15 protein-coding genes are annotated in these 17,792 nt (G+C 60.8%); 9 read left to right on the top strand and 6 right to left on the bottom strand.

The genetic code is table 11. The annotated features are described in order from the left end of the window. The first annotated feature begins 11 nt into the window (after window positions 1-11). The 3 genes from prpF to HBO24_RS09675 all read left to right on the top strand — a co-directional run bounded on the left by prpF (window position 12) and on the right by HBO24_RS09675 (window position 4,011). Window positions 12-1,202, top strand: coding sequence for a 2-methylaconitate cis-trans isomerase PrpF (gene prpF / locus HBO24_RS09685; RefSeq protein WP_115128720.1), 1,191 nt, complete (start codon window positions 12-14; stop codon window positions 1,200-1,202). Between the two features lie 236 nt (window positions 1,203-1,438). Next, window positions 1,439-2,923 carry a 2-methylcitrate dehydratase gene (prpD, locus tag HBO24_RS09680; protein WP_170044418.1) on the top strand — a complete coding sequence of 495 codons (1,485 nt, stop codon included), beginning with the start codon at window positions 1,439-1,441 and terminating at the stop codon, window positions 2,921-2,923. A 239-nt stretch (window positions 2,924-3,162) separates the two neighbouring features. Further along, window positions 3,163-4,011: a hypothetical protein gene (locus tag HBO24_RS09675; protein ID WP_170059606.1), complete on the top strand. Its 849-nt coding sequence runs from the start codon at window positions 3,163-3,165 to the stop codon at window positions 4,009-4,011. 53 nt (window positions 4,012-4,064) lie between these two features. Here HBO24_RS09675 and HBO24_RS09670 read toward each other — a convergent pair whose 3' ends face one another. The 5 genes from HBO24_RS09670 to HBO24_RS09650 are packed head-to-tail and all read right to left on the bottom strand — an operon-like array spanning window position 4,065 to window position 9,534. Beyond that, entirely contained in the window at window positions 4,065-4,793 is a 729-nt protein-coding gene (locus tag HBO24_RS09670; protein ID WP_170044416.1) for an alanyl-tRNA editing protein, read from the bottom strand. 2 nt (window positions 4,794-4,795) lie between these two features. Beyond that, window positions 4,796-5,788, bottom strand: a complete 993-nt coding sequence (locus HBO24_RS09665) for a serine O-acetyltransferase (protein ID WP_057960345.1) — start codon at window positions 5,786-5,788, stop codon at window positions 4,796-4,798. Between the two features lie 23 nt (window positions 5,789-5,811). Then, window positions 5,812-6,726: a PLP-dependent cysteine synthase family protein gene (locus tag HBO24_RS09660; RefSeq protein WP_057439531.1), complete on the bottom strand. Its 915-nt coding sequence runs from the start codon at window positions 6,724-6,726 to the stop codon at window positions 5,812-5,814. Between the two features lie 25 nt (window positions 6,727-6,751). Next, window positions 6,752-8,614, bottom strand: a complete 1,863-nt coding sequence (gene moeB / locus HBO24_RS09655) for a molybdopterin-synthase adenylyltransferase MoeB (protein ID WP_057439530.1) — start codon at window positions 8,612-8,614, stop codon at window positions 6,752-6,754. Window positions 8,615-8,640: 26 nt separating this feature from the next. Beyond that, entirely contained in the window at window positions 8,641-9,534 is an 894-nt protein-coding gene (locus HBO24_RS09650) for an EamA family transporter (RefSeq protein WP_162947804.1), read from the bottom strand. 196 nt (window positions 9,535-9,730) lie between these two features. Between HBO24_RS09650 and HBO24_RS09645 the strand changes: the two genes are divergently transcribed. Then, window positions 9,731-11,119, top strand: a complete 1,389-nt coding sequence (locus tag HBO24_RS09645) for a PLP-dependent aminotransferase family protein (RefSeq protein ID WP_269835577.1) — start codon at window positions 9,731-9,733, stop codon at window positions 11,117-11,119. 140 nt (window positions 11,120-11,259) lie between these two features. Here HBO24_RS09645 and HBO24_RS09640 read toward each other — a convergent pair whose 3' ends face one another. Continuing rightward, entirely contained in the window at window positions 11,260-12,078 is an 819-nt protein-coding gene (locus HBO24_RS09640) for a pyruvate, water dikinase regulatory protein (RefSeq protein ID WP_032863389.1), read from the bottom strand. Between the two features lie 178 nt (window positions 12,079-12,256). Here HBO24_RS09640 and ppsA point away from each other — a divergent pair, with 178 nt between their 5' ends. The 5 genes from ppsA to HBO24_RS09615 all read left to right on the top strand — a co-directional run bounded on the left by ppsA (window position 12,257) and on the right by HBO24_RS09615 (window position 17,792). Further along, window positions 12,257-14,632 carry a phosphoenolpyruvate synthase gene (ppsA, locus tag HBO24_RS09635; RefSeq protein WP_029298284.1) on the top strand — a complete coding sequence of 792 codons (2,376 nt, stop codon included), beginning with the start codon at window positions 12,257-12,259 and terminating at the stop codon, window positions 14,630-14,632. Between the two features lie 99 nt (window positions 14,633-14,731). Further along, on the top strand, window positions 14,732-15,721 hold the full coding sequence (locus tag HBO24_RS09630; RefSeq protein ID WP_057960344.1) for an alpha/beta fold hydrolase: 990 nt from the start codon (window positions 14,732-14,734) through the stop codon (window positions 15,719-15,721). Between the two features lie 229 nt (window positions 15,722-15,950). Further along, complete coding sequence (rraA, locus tag HBO24_RS09625) at window positions 15,951-16,442, top strand: ribonuclease E activity regulator RraA (protein WP_170059605.1); 492 nt, start codon at window positions 15,951-15,953, stop codon at window positions 16,440-16,442. 23 nt (window positions 16,443-16,465) lie between these two features. Further along, a complete protein-coding gene (locus HBO24_RS09620) occupies window positions 16,466-17,461 on the top strand; it encodes a zinc transporter ZntB (RefSeq protein WP_170044415.1) in 996 nt (331 codons plus the stop codon). 85 nt (window positions 17,462-17,546) lie between these two features. Continuing rightward, entirely contained in the window at window positions 17,547-17,792 is a 246-nt protein-coding gene (locus HBO24_RS09615; RefSeq protein WP_038442312.1) for a hypothetical protein, read from the top strand.

Raw genomic sequence — 17,792 nt, 5'->3', positions numbered from 1 at the left:
AGAGGATAACCATGACACACGTAGCGCAAATCAAGATCGCCGCCACCTACATGCGTGGCGGCACCAGCAAGGGCGTGTTTTTCAACCTCAAGGACCTGCCCGAATCGGCCCAGGTCCCGGGTGCGGCGCGCGATGCCTTGCTGCTACGGGTGATCGGCAGCCCCGATCCCTATGACAAACAGATCGACGGCATGGGCGGTGCCACCTCCAGCACCAGCAAAACCGTGATCCTCGCCAAGAGCACCCGCGCCGAGCATGACGTGGACTACCTGTTTGGCCAGGTCTCCATCGACAAGCCGTTCGTAGACTGGAGCGGCAACTGCGGCAACCTGTCAGCGGCGGTCGGCTCGTTTGCCATCAGCAGCGGTCTGGTGGATGCGGCCCGCATTCCCCACAACGGCGTGGCCGTGGTGCGTGTCTGGCAGGCGAATATCGGCAAGACCATCATCGCCCATGTGCCCATCACCAACGGCGCGGTGCAGGAAACCGGCGACTTCGAGCTGGATGGTGTGACCTTCCCCGCCGCGGAAGTGCAACTGGAGTTCATGGACCCGGCAGCGGAAGAAGAGGGCGGCGGCGGTTCGATGTTCCCCACCGGCAACCTGATCGACGACTTGGAAGTGCCGGGTGTCGGCACCTTCAAGGCGACGCTGATCAACGCCGGGATCCCGACGATTTTTATCAACGCCGAAGACCTCGGCTACACCGGCACCGAGCTGCAAGGCGCGATCAATAGCGATCCCAAAGCCCTGGCCATGTTCGAGCAGGTACGGGCCTATGGTGCATTGCGCATGGGCCTGATCAAGCACCTGGACGAAGCGGCCCAGCGCCAGCACACACCGAAGGTGGCGTTTGTGGCCAAGCCTGCGGATTACCTGGCCTCCAGTGGCAAGGCGATCAAGGCCGGTGATGTGGATCTGCTGGTGCGCGCGCTGTCCATGGGCAAGTTGCACCACGCGATGATGGGGACGGCGGCGGTGGCGATTGGCACGGCGGCGGCGATTTCCGGAACCCTGGTCAACCTCGCGGCGGGCGGTGTGGAACGCAACGCCGTGCGCTTCGGGCATCCGTCCGGCACCTTGCGCGTGGGCGCCGAAGCCAGCCAGGTCAACGGCGAATGGGTGGTAAAGAAAGCCATCATGAGCCGCAGTGCGCGGGTCTTGATGGAAGGCTACGTGCGCGTGCCCGGCGACGCATTCTAAAGCCCTGCGCCGGCCCCGATATGTGAGTGGGCTTGTGTGGGAGCGGGCTTGCCCGCGAGAGCGGCGTGTCAGTCACGCAGATACCAACTGATCCAGCGCTATCGCGGGCAAGCCCGCTCCCACAAGGGGGCGGCTGCCTCTGGATTTATGTACGAGAGCAGGCATTCAGACCTGCCACAAACCACCCACCCTGAGCCTGAGGAAGGAACACACCCAACCCATTTTGGAGTACTGCCATGAGCGCCAACGTCGACCAGAACAACCGCCCCGACTACGACCCGGTTTTGCAGGACATTGCCGACTACGTCCTCAACTACCGCATCGACTCCCCGGATGCCCTGGACACCGCCCGCAACTGCCTGATGGACACCCTCGGTTGTGGCCTGCTGGCCCTGCGTTTTCCCGAGTGCACCAAGCATTTGGGACCGATTGTCGAAGGCACAGTGGTGCCGTTCGGTGCGCGGGTGCCGGGTACGTCCTATCGCCTGGACCCGGTCAAGGCCGCGTGGGACATCGGCTGCATCGTGCGTTGGCTCGATTACAACGACACCTGGCTCGCCGCCGAATGGGGCCATCCTTCGGATAACCTCGGTGGCATTCTCGCCGTCGCTGATCACCTGTCGCAAAAACGCGTGGCCCATGGCGAGGCGCCGTTGACCGTGCGTGCGGTGCTGGAAGCGATGATCATGGCCCATGAAATCCAGGGTGTGATTGCCCTGGAAAACTCCTTCAACCGCGTCGGCCTTGACCATGTGCTGTTGGTGAAAGTGGCCTCCACTGCGGTCTGTGCCAAGTTGATGGGGGCCAACCGCGAACAGATGCTGTCGGCACTGTCTCATGCCTTTGTCGATGGTCAGGCCTTGCGGACCTACCGGCATGCGCCAAACGCCGGGTCACGCAAATCCTGGGCGGCGGGGGATGCATCCAGTCGTGGTGTACGTCTGGCGGATATCGCTCTGCGTGGCGAGATGGGCATCCCCGGCGTGCTGAGCGCACCGCAGTGGGGCTTTTACGACGTGTTGTTCAGTCACACCAACAAGGACCTGGCCCTCAAGCCTGAGGACAAGCGCGCATTCAGTTTGCCCCAGCCCTATGGCACTTATGTGATGGAAAACGTGCTGTTCAAGATCAGCTTTCCTGCAGAGTTCCACGCCCAGACCGCCTGTGAAGCTGCTGTCACCTTGCACCCGCAGGTCAAGCACCGCTTGCACGAGATCGAGCGCATCGTGATCACCACCCACGAGTCGGCCATTCGCATCATTTCCAAGGTCGGCCCACTGGCCAATGCGGCCGACCGCGACCATTGCCTGCAATACATGACAGCCGTGCCCCTGGCGTTTGGCACCCTGGTCGCCGAGCAGTACGAAGATGAGTTCCATACGGCGCACCCGATCATTGATGAGTTGCGCGGCAAAATGGAAATCGTCGAAGACCCACGCTACAGCCGCGAGTACCTGGAAGCGGACAAGCGTTCCATTGCCAACGCGGTGCAGGTGTTCTTCACCGATGGCTCGAGCACCGAGCAGGTCGCGGTGGAATACCCGATTGGCCATCGTCGGCGCCGGGCGGATGGCATTCCTTTGCTGGAAGACAAGTTCAAGGCCAACCTGGGGACACGCTTCACCGCGCAGCGCAGCGCCGAGATTTTTGCACTGTGCAAGGATCAGGCACGGTTTGAAGCGACGCCGGTGAACCGGTTTGTGGATTTGTGGGTGATATGAGGGCGTCGGGCGGCGAGTTGTGAAGTGGACATACTTTGCTATTCGTACGCCCGACATCGCCGGAACCTTATTCCGATACTGACCAATCAGATAGCCAGATGACCTGTTTTTGCCGGGGCATCCGGGATGCAATGCCCGTGAATCAACTACCTGAATCTGAGAGGTCCACTATGACGAGCGTAAGTCATTCGCAGTACGCACCCAGCCAGCCCTATGAAATGCCTCCCAAACCAGCGTCCGTGCAGAACGAAGGCCGTGCTGAAACGGATGCCCCGCCCGGCGCGCAAGCAGATTCAACTCCACCCCGCCCACCGATGACTGCGCAGCAGCGTGGGCAGTTTGCGGCACATAAAGGCCTGGTCAATGCACCGTCATCCAATGCCAGTACTAACTCGCCTCAACTGGCGCAGCTCTCCCAGGAAAACAACCAGCTGCGTGACAGTCTTAACCAGTTGGTTGCCCACTTCACGCCGATAATCACTGAGCTTGAACAGCAGATAGCAAACCTGGGGCAGCAAGCCGGCATGATGGAGAGCCCTGCAAAAGGGGGCGCCCCATCGAAACAAGATGCCAGTGGCCGCGCAGAAGCAGGGCAGGGCAAAGTGCCGCCTGAAGCCAGTGCTCGCGCAGACAACAACACGCCGGTGTCGGGGTCGGAGGCCCCTCGTAGCCTCGAGCAGCTGACTGCTGAAAATGACCAACTGCGCGAGACGATTGAGCGCCTGCAAACCCAGTTCACGGCGGTGGTGACTAAGCTGCAAAAGCAGATCCAGGCGTTGACCCAGAAAATGGGGGGGGCAGATGCCTCCGCAAATGAAGCCCCTGCCGCAGGTCCGAAGACTGACAGCAATGCCCCGTCGGCCCCCACATCGGCTGAGCAAGCGCCCGGTGCCAAGGACGCTCCAGCAGCGGCTCAGACCCATGAGCCAACGCCACCGGCGAACCGCAGCGCCGACGATCTCATGCGCGACAACCAGCAACTGCGCGCACGTATAGATCAAATGATGACTGAGTTCACCCAGGTGATTACCCAGCTGCAACAGCAAGTCCAGCAATTGAGTGCCCAGATCAAAGCCCAGGCGAAGTAAAGGCAAGCGTGCCAATAGGGGCGTTTACCCCCTCCCGTTGGCAGCTTGATGCTTCACTCGAACCGCAGGATCACCCGCCGGTTGTGCTTGCTTTTTTTCTCGATTTTCTCGCAGAACACCCGGCCGATTTCTTCGGTGTTGACCACATGGGTGCCGCCACACGGCTGGATATCAATGCCGGCAATTTCAATCACCCGCACCGCGCCCTGGATCACCGGGGGCGCAACCGCCTGGGTGCGGGTGATCTGCAACAGGGTGGAGTATTCGGACGCCGGCATCGACAGCGACTTGACCTCATGGGCCTGCTCGATCAAGGCATTGAGGTCGCGGGTGATGCTCTCCTTGTCCAGGGTCATTTCCGGTAGGTCGAAATCCAGGCGGCCCTTGTCGGCGCTGATGCTGCAACCGGTCACCGGCGCGTCGATGATCGAGCACAGCAGATGCAGGCAGGTGTGCATCTTCATGTGCTGGTAGCGCCGTTCCCAGTCCAGGCCGGCGTCTACCTGCGCGCCTGCGCGCAATGACTCGGGGCAGTGTTCCACTTGATGCCAGATGATCGAGCGCAGTACCGGGTCGCGCGCAGTCCCGGTCACGTTGACTCGGCTGCCGTCCGCCAGAGTGAAGTAACCGGTGTCTCCGGGCTGGCCACCCCCGGTGGGGTAGAACAGGGTGTGCTCCAGGGCCACGCCCTGTTCGCTGACGGCAATCACGCGGGCGCTGAAGGCGTTCTGGTAAGGCGCGCTGTCAAACAGCGCCAGGGTTTCCATAGTGTGTACGGACATGTTCATCCTCCAACGATCAGTGGGCTGGTTTGCAGCAGGCGCCGCACCATTGCGCTCAACCCGGGTGGGGAGAGCAGGGTGACTTCGAACTTCGCCCCGCACACCTTCAGGTTCAGGGGCAGGCGCGGGGGATAGGTGGGGGCCTGCAGCGTGCGCAGGCGAAACTGCAAGTGATGACGCTCCTTGACCGTGGGCTCCAGCACCACGCCGGACAATGGATGGAAGTCGGCATCCAGCAGCGTGACCCGGTGGCTGATGTCGACTTCACCGACCACATGCAGGCGCTCGTCGAGGGCAAAGGCTCCGAGGTAGTTGCTGGCGTCCGATTCGTCGTTTTTCTGCAACTGGATCTGGTTGACCACCTTGACCTTGGTGCCTGCGGGCACGTCCTGGGTGATGACACAGGAGGGGCTGATAAACACGTTGTCGCCGATCAGCACATACCCGAGCACCCTGGCGCCTGCGCCGACTTCCACGTTATTGCCCAGGCGCGGGTGACGCTTGCCGTCCGGGTTGTTGGCGATGCCCCGGGCGCCCAGGGTCACGCCACACAGGATGTAGCAGTCATTGCCGATCTCGCAGGTTTCGCCGATTACCGTGCCAAAGCCATGATCCAGCACAAAGCGCCGGCCAATGCGGGCGGCCGGGTGGATTTCGGCGCCGGACAGGAGCTTGCCCTGGTTGCTCAAAGTCAGCGCAATGGCGCAGAACTGGCCGTGGGCCGGGTCGGGAAGGTTCCAGACACAATGCGCCAGCCGGTAATACAGCACGGCCTTGAACGAGGCGTAGGACTCCAGGATCAGTTCACCCCGGCCGCGGGACGCGGGATCGCGCCAGGCGTAGGCGATCAGGTCCTCGGCCACTTCCTGCGCCGCTGGCTGGATCAACTCCGCCAGGTGTGGCTGCAACTGTGCCATCTGCGCTGGCGACAGGGTGGTGATGAGGTGGGTCAGCAACTCATCGTGCAGCTGTTGCATGTCGATAAAGCCTCCCATGGAAGGCACCCCCGTAATTGTCGTTATTCGAAACAGGGCAGATAACTGTCGGCGCTGTCGTACACCATGGTCAGGACGACGGTGTCGGTGGGCAGTTCCGGGGCGAGCTTGGCGATGGCCACCATATTGGCGGCCGACGACAGTCCCAGGCTGATGGCGTCGGTACGCATGATGCGCTTCATCATTTCCAGGCAGTCGAGGCGCGAGACCTTGAGCATGCCGTCCAGCACATTCAGGTTGAGAATGCTCGGGATCAAGCCGATGGACAGGCCCTGGATATGGTGCGGCGCATGGCGGTCGCTGAGCAGGTCGCACTCCTCGGGTTCTACACCCATCACGCGGATCTGCGGCCAGGCGGCCTTGAGGGTTTCACCGATCCCGGTGATATGGCCCCCGGTGCCGATACCGCTGACGAAGTAGTCGACCTGGCGCTCGCCAAAGGCGCGGATGATTTCCGGGGCGGTGGTGTCGCGATGGGTCTGGGGGTTGGCGCCGTTGCGTTGCTGGTTGAGCATGACGAAGCTGGGGTTTTCCAGCTGCAGCTCCATGCACTTTTCGCCATGGGAGTTATTGCCCAGGCGGCTGTCCGACAGCACCACCTTGGCCCCATACAGGCGCAGCAGCTTTTGCTTTTCGGGGCTGTAGTTGTCGGGAATCACCAGCACCACTTTGTAGCCCAGCACATTGCCGGCCATCACCAGGCCGATGCCAGTGTTGCCCCCGCTGGGTTCGATGATGGTTTGCCCTGAGTTACGAATCAGGATGCCCCGGCGCTCGGCGTCGAGGATCATGCCCAGGGCAATCCGTGCCTTGTGGCTACCGCCCGGGTTCAGGGATTCAAGCTTGGCGAAGACCTCGATGCCGAGGTCTTCGGAGAATTGTTCCAGGCGCACGATGGGCGTTTGGCCGATGGCGTCGAGTATGGAGTTGTGCAGCATCAGATAAGTACCCCCAGGCCTGTGATCAGTACAAAGGCATGTCGGGTTCGACGTCGCGCACCCAATGTTTCATGCCGCCTTCAAGCACCCGGGTGTTGGCAAAGCCAGCGGCCAGCAAGGTGCTGGCGGCCTGCTCGGCGCGGATGCCGGCGTAGCAGATCAGGTAATGGGTGTTGTCACGGCTGAGCGTGTCGAGGTGCTCGTCGAGCTGGGCCAGGGGGATGTGCACCACGCCGGGCAGCTGGCATACCTCCAGCTCGCTGGCATCGCGCACATCCAGCAGGATGTCGGCGCTGCTGCGCTGTTCCAGCAACTGCTTGAGCACCTGGGGCTTGATGTAGTGCTCTGCCGCCAGGCTTGGAGCGCTGCGGATGGCATCGGCACAGACGGTGGCTGCGGGCTGATGTTCTTCACGCAGGTCGGAGCAGCACGGGCAGTCGGCGCGGCGCTTGAAACGGATTTCACTGAATTTCATGGCCAGGGCATCAAAGCGCATCAATCGACCGGACAAGGACTCGCCTAGGCCAATCAACAGCTTGATCGCCTCGGTGGCCTGGATCATCCCGACCACGCCGGGCAGTACACCGATGACCCCGCCAGCACTGCAATTGGGCGCCAGTTCCGCCGGCGGGGCGTGGGGGTACAGGCAGCGGTAGCAGGGCCCGCCCTGGTAATTGAACACGCTGATCTGGCCGTCGAAACGGTAGATCGCGCCATACACCAGCGGCTTGCCCAATTGTACGCAGGCATCATTGACCCGGTAGCGGGTCTCGAAGTTGTCCGTGCCGTCGATCACCAGATCGTAGGCGCCGACCAGTTCCAGGGCATTGTCGGCGTTCAGCGCGGTGTCGTAGGTGTTGATCCGGATGTGCGCGTTGAGGTCCTGCAGCCGGCGCTTGGCGGATTCGACCTTGGGCAGGCCCAGGGTGCTGTTGCCATGCACCACCTGGCGTTGCAGGTTGCTGCTTTCCACCACATCGAAGTCCACCAGCCCCAGGGTGCCGATGCCGGCAGCGGCCAGGTACAGGCTGATGGGTGAGCCCAGGCCGCCGGTGCCGATGATCAGCACCCTGGCTTTCTTCAGGCTCAGCTGCCCTTCGCGGCCGACACCGGGCAGGGTGATATGGCGCACATAGCGCTGCACTTCCTCGTTGCTCAGGGACTCGATGTCCATGCCGCCGGAGGTGGCGAGCAATACTTCGATTTTTGCTTTTTCGGGCAGCGGCTCGTCGGGGCCGATCAGTTCTTCCCCGGCCGTGAACAGGAAGTGTTCCTTGAGCCGGCCGTTGTTCTCGTGGAACAGGTGCGCCCGCAGCTGCGGGTAGCGGGCACAGAGGCCTTCAATGACTTCGCGCAATGTCGATCCGGCACCCTCGAGGGTCGATTCTGGCAACTTGGCCACACGGGCCAGGATGTCGGGGAAAGAGACAGCGTTCATGTACAACTCCGTTTGCAGGTCGTTGAAGGGGTTGAGGGCGAAGTGCGTGCCATCCCAGGCAAACAGCTTCGACCCAAGGGCCTTGCCCTGGCGGACATCCACCACCAGGTAACTGACGGGGTAGATCGGTTCCCCCATGTAGAGGGCCTTGTCCTGATCCTCGTCGCTGAAGTAGGCACCGACATCCGGGTGGGAGTGGTAAATCACCACCACCGGGTTGTCCGTGCGAAAGGCCTTGTTCATCAGCAGCGTGTCGGTCACCGAGAAGGTGTAGCCGTTGGCCGCGCTGCGGGGGTAGGCCTCGGGGTTCTTGCGGTGCAACTCGTTCTGGATATTGCTGCCCAGGTACACGCTGCCGTCGGCAAAGACAAAGCCGCAGCACTCTTCGGGATAGGTGCTGCTGGCATGGGCGTAGATCTGCTCCAGGGCGGTTTGGCGGAGGACTTCCATGTTTCTCTCGCGTGGTGGGTAAAGGGTCAATTGGGTTTTGCCAGCAGCTTTTCGATCGGCAGCTTGGTGATTGCAAAGCCGGCCAGCAGGATCGCCGAATACAGCATCAGGTCCCGGGACAGTTCCAGGCCTTCGTACCAGGCACCGATGATCACGGCGAACACCGGGAAAATAATGAAGACGAACGACAGGATGATCGGGCTCAGGCGCTTGAGCAGCATGAAGTACACGATAAAACCGCCCACCGACGCTACCAGGCCCAGGTAGAACAGGGCGCTCCAGGACCGCAGGGTGATGGCCTCGAAGGTCGGCGATTCAAACCAGAGGCCGGCGACGAACAGCATCAGCCCGGCAATCCCGATGGGCAGGGTGTTGTAGGTGATCACGCTGATGGCGCTGCCTTTTTGCTTGGTAATGACATAGCACAAGGCATGCATGATCGCGGCGGTCAGAATCGCCAGTACGCCGAAGAACTCGGCATGGTCAAGGTGCAGTCCCTGACTCTTGAGGATCATGTACAGGCTGCCGAAACCGATGCCGATCCCGATGACCTGGGAAAAGTAGATGCGCTCGCGCAGGAACAATGCCGAGAAGATCAGGATAAACACTGGCATACAGCTGAACAGCAGGGCGGTCAGGCCGGACGAGACGTGCATCTCGCCGTAGTTGAGCAGGTAGTACGGCACGCTGAAATAGCACAGGGTCACGAACACAAAGAACCAGCGGCTCTCCCGTGGAAACAGGATTGGTTCGCGCCGCACCAGGGCAAAACACAGGAACAGCGGAAAGGCGATGAGGAAGCGCAGGCCCGCCGAGGTCAGTGGCGGCACGCTTTCCACCGCGATCTTGATCCCCAGCCAGGTGGTGCCCCAGCTCAGGCAGACAATCAGAAACATCACACTGGTGATCAGGCCAGCCAGCCATTGTTTGTGGTTTTTGGTTTTTTCGGCATTTTCGATGACGGCGGACATTGGCATTGTTTATTGCTTCCCTGAGCTGGAATTGAACTCTATATTGAACTTGTAATTAGAGGTTTCACCCGGTGAATGAACCCGTAAAAGCACACTATTAGGGCGAATGATGGCTGTCAAAACAAATATTGACATGGTGTCAATCATGCGAGAGGGACTGTCCAATGGGCAGGGTGTGAAGTACAAGCGCCTGTCAGATGTCATGGAGCGGGGCATCCTCGAAGGCTTGATCGAACCGGGGCGCAAACTGCCCCCTCATCGGGTGCTTTCCGACAATCTGGGGGTGACCATCGGGACCATCAGCCGTGCCTACGGTGAACTGGAACGCCTGGGCCTGGTGGTGGCACGGGTGGGCGACGGAACATTCGTGCGCAAGCGTGGGATGGAGCGCCAGCGTGACGAAGGCTTTCGCAACGTCAGCGAGGAGCCGCGGCAGTACTTCGATATGAGCCGCAATATGCATATCCCTGGGCAGGAGACCACGTTCCTGGCCCAGAGCTTTGAAACCCTGGCCACCAATGCCAAGTTCCTGCAGGACATCAGCGCCTACACCCCGGACGCCGGCTTGCCCCGCTACCGCGCGGCAGGTGCGCAATGGTTGGTGCAGCGCGACTTTCACCCGATTCCCGAGCAGGTCATCTGTGTCAATGGAGGCCAGCATGGGTTGCTGTGCGCCTTGATGGCGTTGGTGCGCGCGGGCGACACGGTGGTGACCGAGCAGTTGACCTACCCCGGCCTGATCACCGCCGCGCGGATGCTGGGCATTCGCCTGATCGGCCTGGAAATGGATGAGGAAGGCGTGTTGCCAGCAGCCCTGGAGGAAGTCTGTCGCAATCACCGGGTGGCCGCCCTGTACTGCACGCCGACCATCCAGAACCCGACGACGGCGGTGTTGTCGGTCGCCCGCCGTGAGGCACTGGTCAGGGTGTGTCGCGAGCACAACCTGCTGATCCTCGAAGACGAGGCCCACGGTGTGCTGGTGCAAGATCGCCCGCCACCCCTGAGTCACTTTGCCCCGGAGCGCACGATTCTGATCAGCAGCCTGAGCAAGGCCGTGTCGGCCGGCTTGCGGGTGGGGTATGTGCATGCGCCACCGGCGCTGGTCAGCCGTATTTCTGCGGCCCTGCGTTCAACCTGCTGGATGGCCACGCCGGTGACCCTGGAGCTGGCCACGCAGTGGATTGAAAATGGCACGGCAGAGCATCTGCTGCGTCAACAGGTCAGTGAAATCAGCCGCCGCAAGGCGTTGGTCGAAGACCTGCTGAGCGGCCTGGAGTACCGGACTCATCTCAACAGCCCGCACTTCTGGATTGAAGTCCCGGAGCCTTGGCGGGCGTCGGAAATCGAGGCTGAACTCAAGCAGAACAATTACCTGATCGCCACGGCAGAAGCGTTTGCCGTAGGGCAGACGGCGGTGCCGCAGTTTATTCGGGCGAGTATCTGCAATACGTCTGAGGATGATCAGTTGCTGAGGGCCGGATTTGATGCGCTGGCTACGGCGCTGGGGCAGGGGGGGGACCGGTTCCACCTGTAAATGTTGTGGCGAGCGGGCAAGCCCGCGTTGGGCTGCGCAGCAGCCCCAAAACCAGGCCCCGATGAGTGTCTGGTGTACCGTGTTCTTCTCTATTTAGGGCTGCTTCGCAGCCCAACGCGGGCAATCCCGCTCGCCACAGGTTATTTGAAGCGCCGCTCAACACCCTTTTCCACAAGGATCTTTGCCGAAATCTCTTCCACCGAAAAGTGCGTGGAATTGATGTGCGCAATGTTTTCCCGGCGGAACAGATTTTCCACTTCCCGCACCTCGAACTCGCACTGGGCATAGCTCGAATAACGGCTGTTGGGCTTGCGTTCGTTACGGATCGCCGTCAGCCGGTCCGGGTCGATGGTCAGGCCAAACAGCTTGTGCTGATGGGTGCGCAGCACCGCCGGCAGTTGCAGGCGTTCCATATCGTCTTCGGTCAGCGGGTAGTTGGCCGCACGGATGCCGAATTGCATGGCCATGTACAGGCAGGTCGGGGTCTTGCCGCAGCGCGACACGCCGACCAGGATCAGGTCGGCCTTGTCGTAGTAGTGGGTGCGGGCGCCGTCGTCGTTGTCCAGGGCGAAGTTGACCGCCTCGATCCGCTCCATGTAGTTGGAGTTATGGCCAATGGAATGGGACTTGCCCACGGAGTATGAGGAATGTTCACTCAGCTCCTGTTCCAGGGGCGCGAGGAAGGTCGAGAAGATGTCGATCATGAAACCATTGGAGGTCGCGAGGATCTCACGGATGTCCTGATTGACGATGGTGTCGAAAATGATCGGGCGCATACCGTCTTTTTCGGCGGCCAGATTGATTTGTTGTACCATGGCCCGCGCTTTATCCACGTTATCGATATAAGGCCGGGTGAATTTGGCGAAGGTGATGCTTTCGAACTGCGCGAGCAGGCTTTGACCCAGGGTTTCGGCGGTAATGCCGGTGCCGTCGGAGATAAAGAAAGCAGATCGTTTCATTTGAGCCTTGGGCCTTAAGCTGATGACGAATCTTGGATATGATAGGCGCGGTTTTGCCGCCCCACAGTGGGCTGCATTCTCACTTATTTTCCAGGTCCAGGCCACAAACGCCGGTAAATGCTCCTACTGAGCCACCGGCGCCCTGAGCTTTTCCAACACAGTTAGTGGAGAGATCACCTTGGTAGAGTACGTAGTTTCCCTCGATAAGCTCGGCGTCCATGATGTAGAGCATGTGGGGGGCAAGAACGCATCCCTCGGCGAGATGATCAGTAATCTTGCGGGCGCTGGTGTTTCGGTGCCCGGTGGTTTCGCCACCACCGCCCAGGCATACCGCGATTTCCTCGAACTGAGCGGCCTCAACGACCAGATCCACGCTGCCCTGGACGCGCTCGACGTCGATGACGTCAACGCCCTGGCCAAGACCGGCGCACAGATCCGTCAGTGGATCATGGAAGCCGAGTTCCCCGAGAAGCTCAACGCAGAAATTCGCACCGCCTTCGCCACCCTGTCGGCCGGCAACCCGGACATGGCTGTCGCCGTGCGCTCCTCGGCCACCGCCGAAGACTTGCCCGACGCCTCCTTCGCCGGCCAGCAGGAAACCTTCCTGAATATTCGTGGCGTGGAAAACGTCATCCGTGCAGCCAAGGAAGTATTTGCCTCGCTGTTCAACGACCGCGCCATTTCCTACCGTGTGCACCAGGGTTTCGACCACAAACTGGTGGCTCTGTCTGCCGGCGTGCAGCGCATGGTGCGTTCGGAAACCGGGACTGCCGGCGTGATGTTCACCCTGGACACCGAATCGGGCTTCCGTGACGTGGTATTTATTACCGGCGCCTACGGCCTGGGCGAAACCGTCGTACAAGGCGCGGTCAACCCGGACGAGTTCTACGTGCACAAGCACACCCTTGAAGCCGGCCGCCCGGCGATCCTGCGCCGCAACCTGGGCAGCAAGGCTATCAAGATGATCTACGGCGACGAGGCCAAGGCCGGTCGCTCGGTGAAAACCGTTGATGTCGACAAGGCCGAGCGCGCGCGTTTCTGCCTCAGCGATGCCGAAGTCAGCGAATTGGCCAAGCAGGCGATGATCATCGAGAAGCACTACAAGTGCCCGATGGACATCGAATGGGCCAAGGATGGCGACGACGGCAAGCTGTACATCGTCCAGGCCCGCCCGGAAACCGTGAAAAGCCGTACTTCGGCCAATGTCATGGAACGCTACCTGTTGAAAGAAACCGGCACTGTGCTGGTGGAAGGCCGTGCCATCGGCCAGCGCATCGGCGCGGGCAAGGTGCGGATCATCAAGGACGTGTCCGAGATGGACAAGGTCCAGCCAGGTGACGTGCTGGTCTCCGACATGACCGACCCGGACTGGGAGCCGGTGATGAAGCGCGCCAGCGCCATCGTCACCAACCGTGGCGGGCGTACCTGCCACGCGGCGATCATCGCCCGTGAACTGGGGATCCCAGCGGTTGTCGGTTGTGGCAACGCCACCCAATTGCTCAAGGACGGCCAGGGCGTTACCGTTTCCTGCGCCGAAGGCGATACCGGCTTCATCTTTGAAGGTGAGCTGGGCTTCGATATCAAGCAAAACTCCATCGACGCCATGCCCGACCTGCCGTTCAAGATCATGATGAACGTCGGCAACCCCGATCGCGCCTTTGATTTTGCGCAGTTGCCGAACGCCGGTGTGGGCCTGGCCCGCCTGGAATTCATCATCAACCGCATGATCGGCGTGCACCCCAAGGCCCTGTTGAACTACGACGGCCTGCCGGTGGAAATCAAGGACAGCGTCGACAAGCGCATTGCCGGCTACAACGATCCGGTAGGTTTCTACGTCGAGAAGCTGGTGGAAGGCATCAGCACCCTGGCGGCGGCGTTCTGGCCGAAGAAAGTCATCGTGCGCCTGTCGGACTTCAAGTCCAACGAATACGCGAACCTGATCGGCGGCAAGCTTTACGAGCCGGAAGAAGAGAACCCGATGCTGGGCTTCCGTGGCGCCTCGCGTTATATCAGCGAAGCATTCCGCGATTGCTTCGAGCTTGAGTGCCGCGCCCTCAAGCGTGTGCGCAACGAGATGGGCCTGACCAACGTCGAGATCATGGTGCCCTTTGTGCGCACCCTGGGCGAAGCGAGCCAGGTCGTTGACCTGCTGGCCGAGAACGGTCTGACCCGTGGTGAAAACGGCCTGCGCGTGATCATGATGTGCGAGCTGCCATCCAACGCCATCCTCGCCGAAGAGTTCCTGGAGTTCTTCGACGGTTTCTCCATCGGCTCCAATGACCTGACCCAGTTGACCCTGGGCCTGGATCGCGACTCCGGGATCATCGCGCACCTGTTTGACGAGCGTAACCCTGCGGTCAAGAAGCTGCTGGCCAACGCCATCCAGGCCTGTAACAAGGCCGGCAAGTACATCGGGATCTGCGGCCAAGGCCCTTCCGATCACCCGGACCTGGCCAAATGGCTGATGGAACAGGGCATCGAAAGCGTCTCGTTGAATCCCGATTCCGTGCTGGAAACCTGGTTCTTCCTGGCTGAAGGTCAAGCCTCGGCGTAATTGCCATTTGCCGGCCAGCCAGTTTGGCTGGCCGGCATTTCTCATTCTGTACAGGGCGGAACTCCTACCGGACGCCGCCCTTTTTTGTGCAAGAACATTATGCAAAGCAGCAGCAACCTGTTTCCCGTCGCCTTGATCAGCGCTGAGCGTCGTGGCGACCTGAGTGAAGATGTCTATCGCCTCAAGCCTGGCAACAGCCCGGATGGCACCGTAGAACTGGCGGTGACACGCCTGGGCCTGGCCGATGTCGCGCAAAGCCGTGGCATACCGGTGGTGTTGGTGCATGGCAGCTTTTCCAATCGGCGGTTCTGGTATTCGCCCAAAGGTATTGGCCTGGGGGCGTACCTGGCGCGCCAGGGCTTTGATGTGTGGATCCCGGAGATGCGCGGCCACGGGCTTTCCCGACGCAACCACGACTACGCCAAGAATCGCGTCGCCGACTATGCTCGTTACGACTTGCCAGCCATCGCCGCTTTTGTGCGTGAGCAAAGCGCGCAGATTCCGCACTGGATCGGCCACTCGCTGGGTGGTACGACCTTGGCGGCAGCCTTGGGTGGCCAGTATCTGGGCGCGCCGGCTGTCGCGTCGGTGGCGCTGTTTGGCTGCCAGGTCAGTCGTACTTACTGGCCGTTGAAAATTCCGCCGGTGGAGTGGGGCGGGCGCTTGATTCTGAAGCGTTTTGCCCAACTCTCCGGTTCGCGGCTCAAGCGCGGGCCGGAAGATGAGCCCATCGGCCTGGCCTTGGAAAGCATGCGCTGGCACGGTTTGTTCGGGCGTTTTGGCGATGCCGAGCGCGACTGGTGGAAAGGCCTGGCTGAGGTCGATGTGCCGCTGCTGGCCGTGAGTGCCGCAGGCGATCATCAAGACCCGGACTGGGCCTGCCGCAAGCTGTTTGACCAGGTCGGCAGCGAGCACCGCCAATACCTGTGCCTGGGGCGCAAGCAGGGGTTCAGCGGTGATTTCGGGCATGTCGAAATGCTGGTCAGCAAAGCAGCCCAGGCCGAAGTATGGCCACTGGTGCAGCGTTGGTTGAATGATCCACTGACACCTTTGGTCGGCTCGCAGGCGCCTGTGCTCGAGAGCGTCTGAGAAAAGGCTCTGCCAAGGGCGTTTCACTCGCGGTGGCTTGAGGCTAAGATATGACGCTTCGGGATGTTTTGGTCATATTCAGTCGCGCAGTGGCTATTGCGTTACGGTCTGGTGGGTCTGATCATGGTCGCCCGCGCAGTGGCAGGGCTTAAAGAATGCCCCTTGCGATGCGTTTTCCTGATGTAGCTGTGGATGTTCGACACCTTCTTTCACCGACAGGAGCTTCTCGATGAACCATTACGTTACCCCCGACCTGTGTGACGCCTACCCGGACCTGGTGCAGGTGCTGGAGCCGATGTTCGCCAACTTTGGTGGCCGGGACTCCTTCGGCGGCCAGATCGTGACCGTCAAGTGTTTTGAAGACAACTCCCGGGTCAAGGAACAGGCTGAGCTGGACGGCACCGGCAAAGTGCTGGTGGTCGACGGTGGTGGTTCGCTGCGTTGCGCCTTGCTGGGCGACATGATTGCTGAGCGAGCGGCGAAAAATGGCTGGGAAGGCTTGGTGATCTACGGTTGTGTGCGTGACGTTGACGTGTTGGCGCAGACCGACCTGGGCGTGCAGGCCCTGGCCAGCCACCCGAAAAAGAGTCATCGCCAGGGTGTGGGCGACCTGGGCGGGGCCGTGACTTTTGCTGGCGTGACATTCCGTCCGGGCGAATACGTCTACGCCGACAATAACGGCGTGATTGTTTCGCCCAGCCCGCTGAAAATGCCGGAATAACCGCAGTAGTCGATGGGGTGAGGATGTTCGAGGAAGAAAACGCGCAGTGGGGGCTGGTGCATGCCCTGGTGCTGGACGGTAAAGGTGGTGCGCGTTCGATTGCCCGGACCGAGCTTGACGACCTGCAACTGCAGCCCCAGGAAAGCCTGTGGCTGCATTGGGACCGCAGTCACCCCCAGACCCAGACCTGGTTGCGCAAATCCAGTGGCCTGAGCGAATTCGCCTGTGACCTGCTGCTGGAGGAGAACACCCGCCCGCGGCTGTTGCCGTTGCCGGACGACGAATTGCTGCTGTTTCTGCGCGGGATCAACCTCAATCCGGGGGCTGAGCCGGAAGACATGGTGTCGGTGCGTATCTTTGCCGCGGCTGATCGGGTCATCTCCTTGCGTCTGCGACCCTTGCGCGCCACCGACGAGTTGCTGGTGCAGTTGGCGGATGGAAAAGGCCCCAAGAGCGCTTCCGAGCTGATCTTGTACATGGCGCAGTACCTGACTCATAAAGTGCAGGATCTGGTCAGCGACCTGTCTGAAATTGTCGATATTGAAGAAGAAAAACTGGATGCCGACGAACGGTATACACCGGAACATGGCAACGTCCTGCAGATCCGTCGGCGTGCTGCTGCGCTCAAGCGTTTTCTGGCTCCGCAGCGGGATATTTTTGCGCAACTGACACGCATAAAATTGCCCTGGTTTGTCGATGACGATGCCGACTATTGGAATGAATTGAATAACAGCCTGACCCGTTACCTGGAAGAGCTGGAACTGAGCCGGGAGCGCGTGGGGCTGGTGCTGGAGGCCGAGGATCGGCGTTTGAGCGTGCGTATGAACCGCACCATGTACCGCTTCGGGATCATCACCGGGATCTTTTTGCCGATGAGTTTCCTGACCGGTTTGCTGGGGATCAACGTCGGGGGGATTCCGTTCTCCGAGAGTCCCTATGGATTCGTGGTGGCCTGCCTGTTGATGGTGTCAGTGGCCCTTGGACAGTGGTGGTTGTTTCGACGTTTACGCTGGGTTTGACCTGAACGTGACCTGAACGCTGGGAGAGGTCATGTGACCCGACGAATTTTGCCCTCGTCTTTTAATTCACTTGCGAGAGGTCCCTATGCACGATCCGTTTGAACAGTCTTTGCGTGACATGCTTAACGCTTCGCCGTCCAACCGTGACGACGATGCTTGCCTGGGCCGCGTGCTGAAAACCGCCAATCGCCAGGTAGGCGCGGGCGACCTGTTTGGTCTGCTCGGCCGCTGGGTGCCGGCACTGATGATGGCGCTGAACAATGGTTCGGCCCATGTATCACCTGTTTCTCGTCGTAAACCTATTGCTCGCACTGCTGATAAGGCTGATTGA

The sequence above is a fragment of the Pseudomonas sp. WS 5410 genome, assembly GCF_012985645.1.
Taxonomy (GTDB): Bacteria; Pseudomonadota; Gammaproteobacteria; order Pseudomonadales; family Pseudomonadaceae; genus Aquipseudomonas; species Aquipseudomonas shahriarae.
The sequence above is the reverse complement of the archived record's forward strand: the minus strand, read 5'-3'. Positions and strand labels throughout refer to the sequence as shown.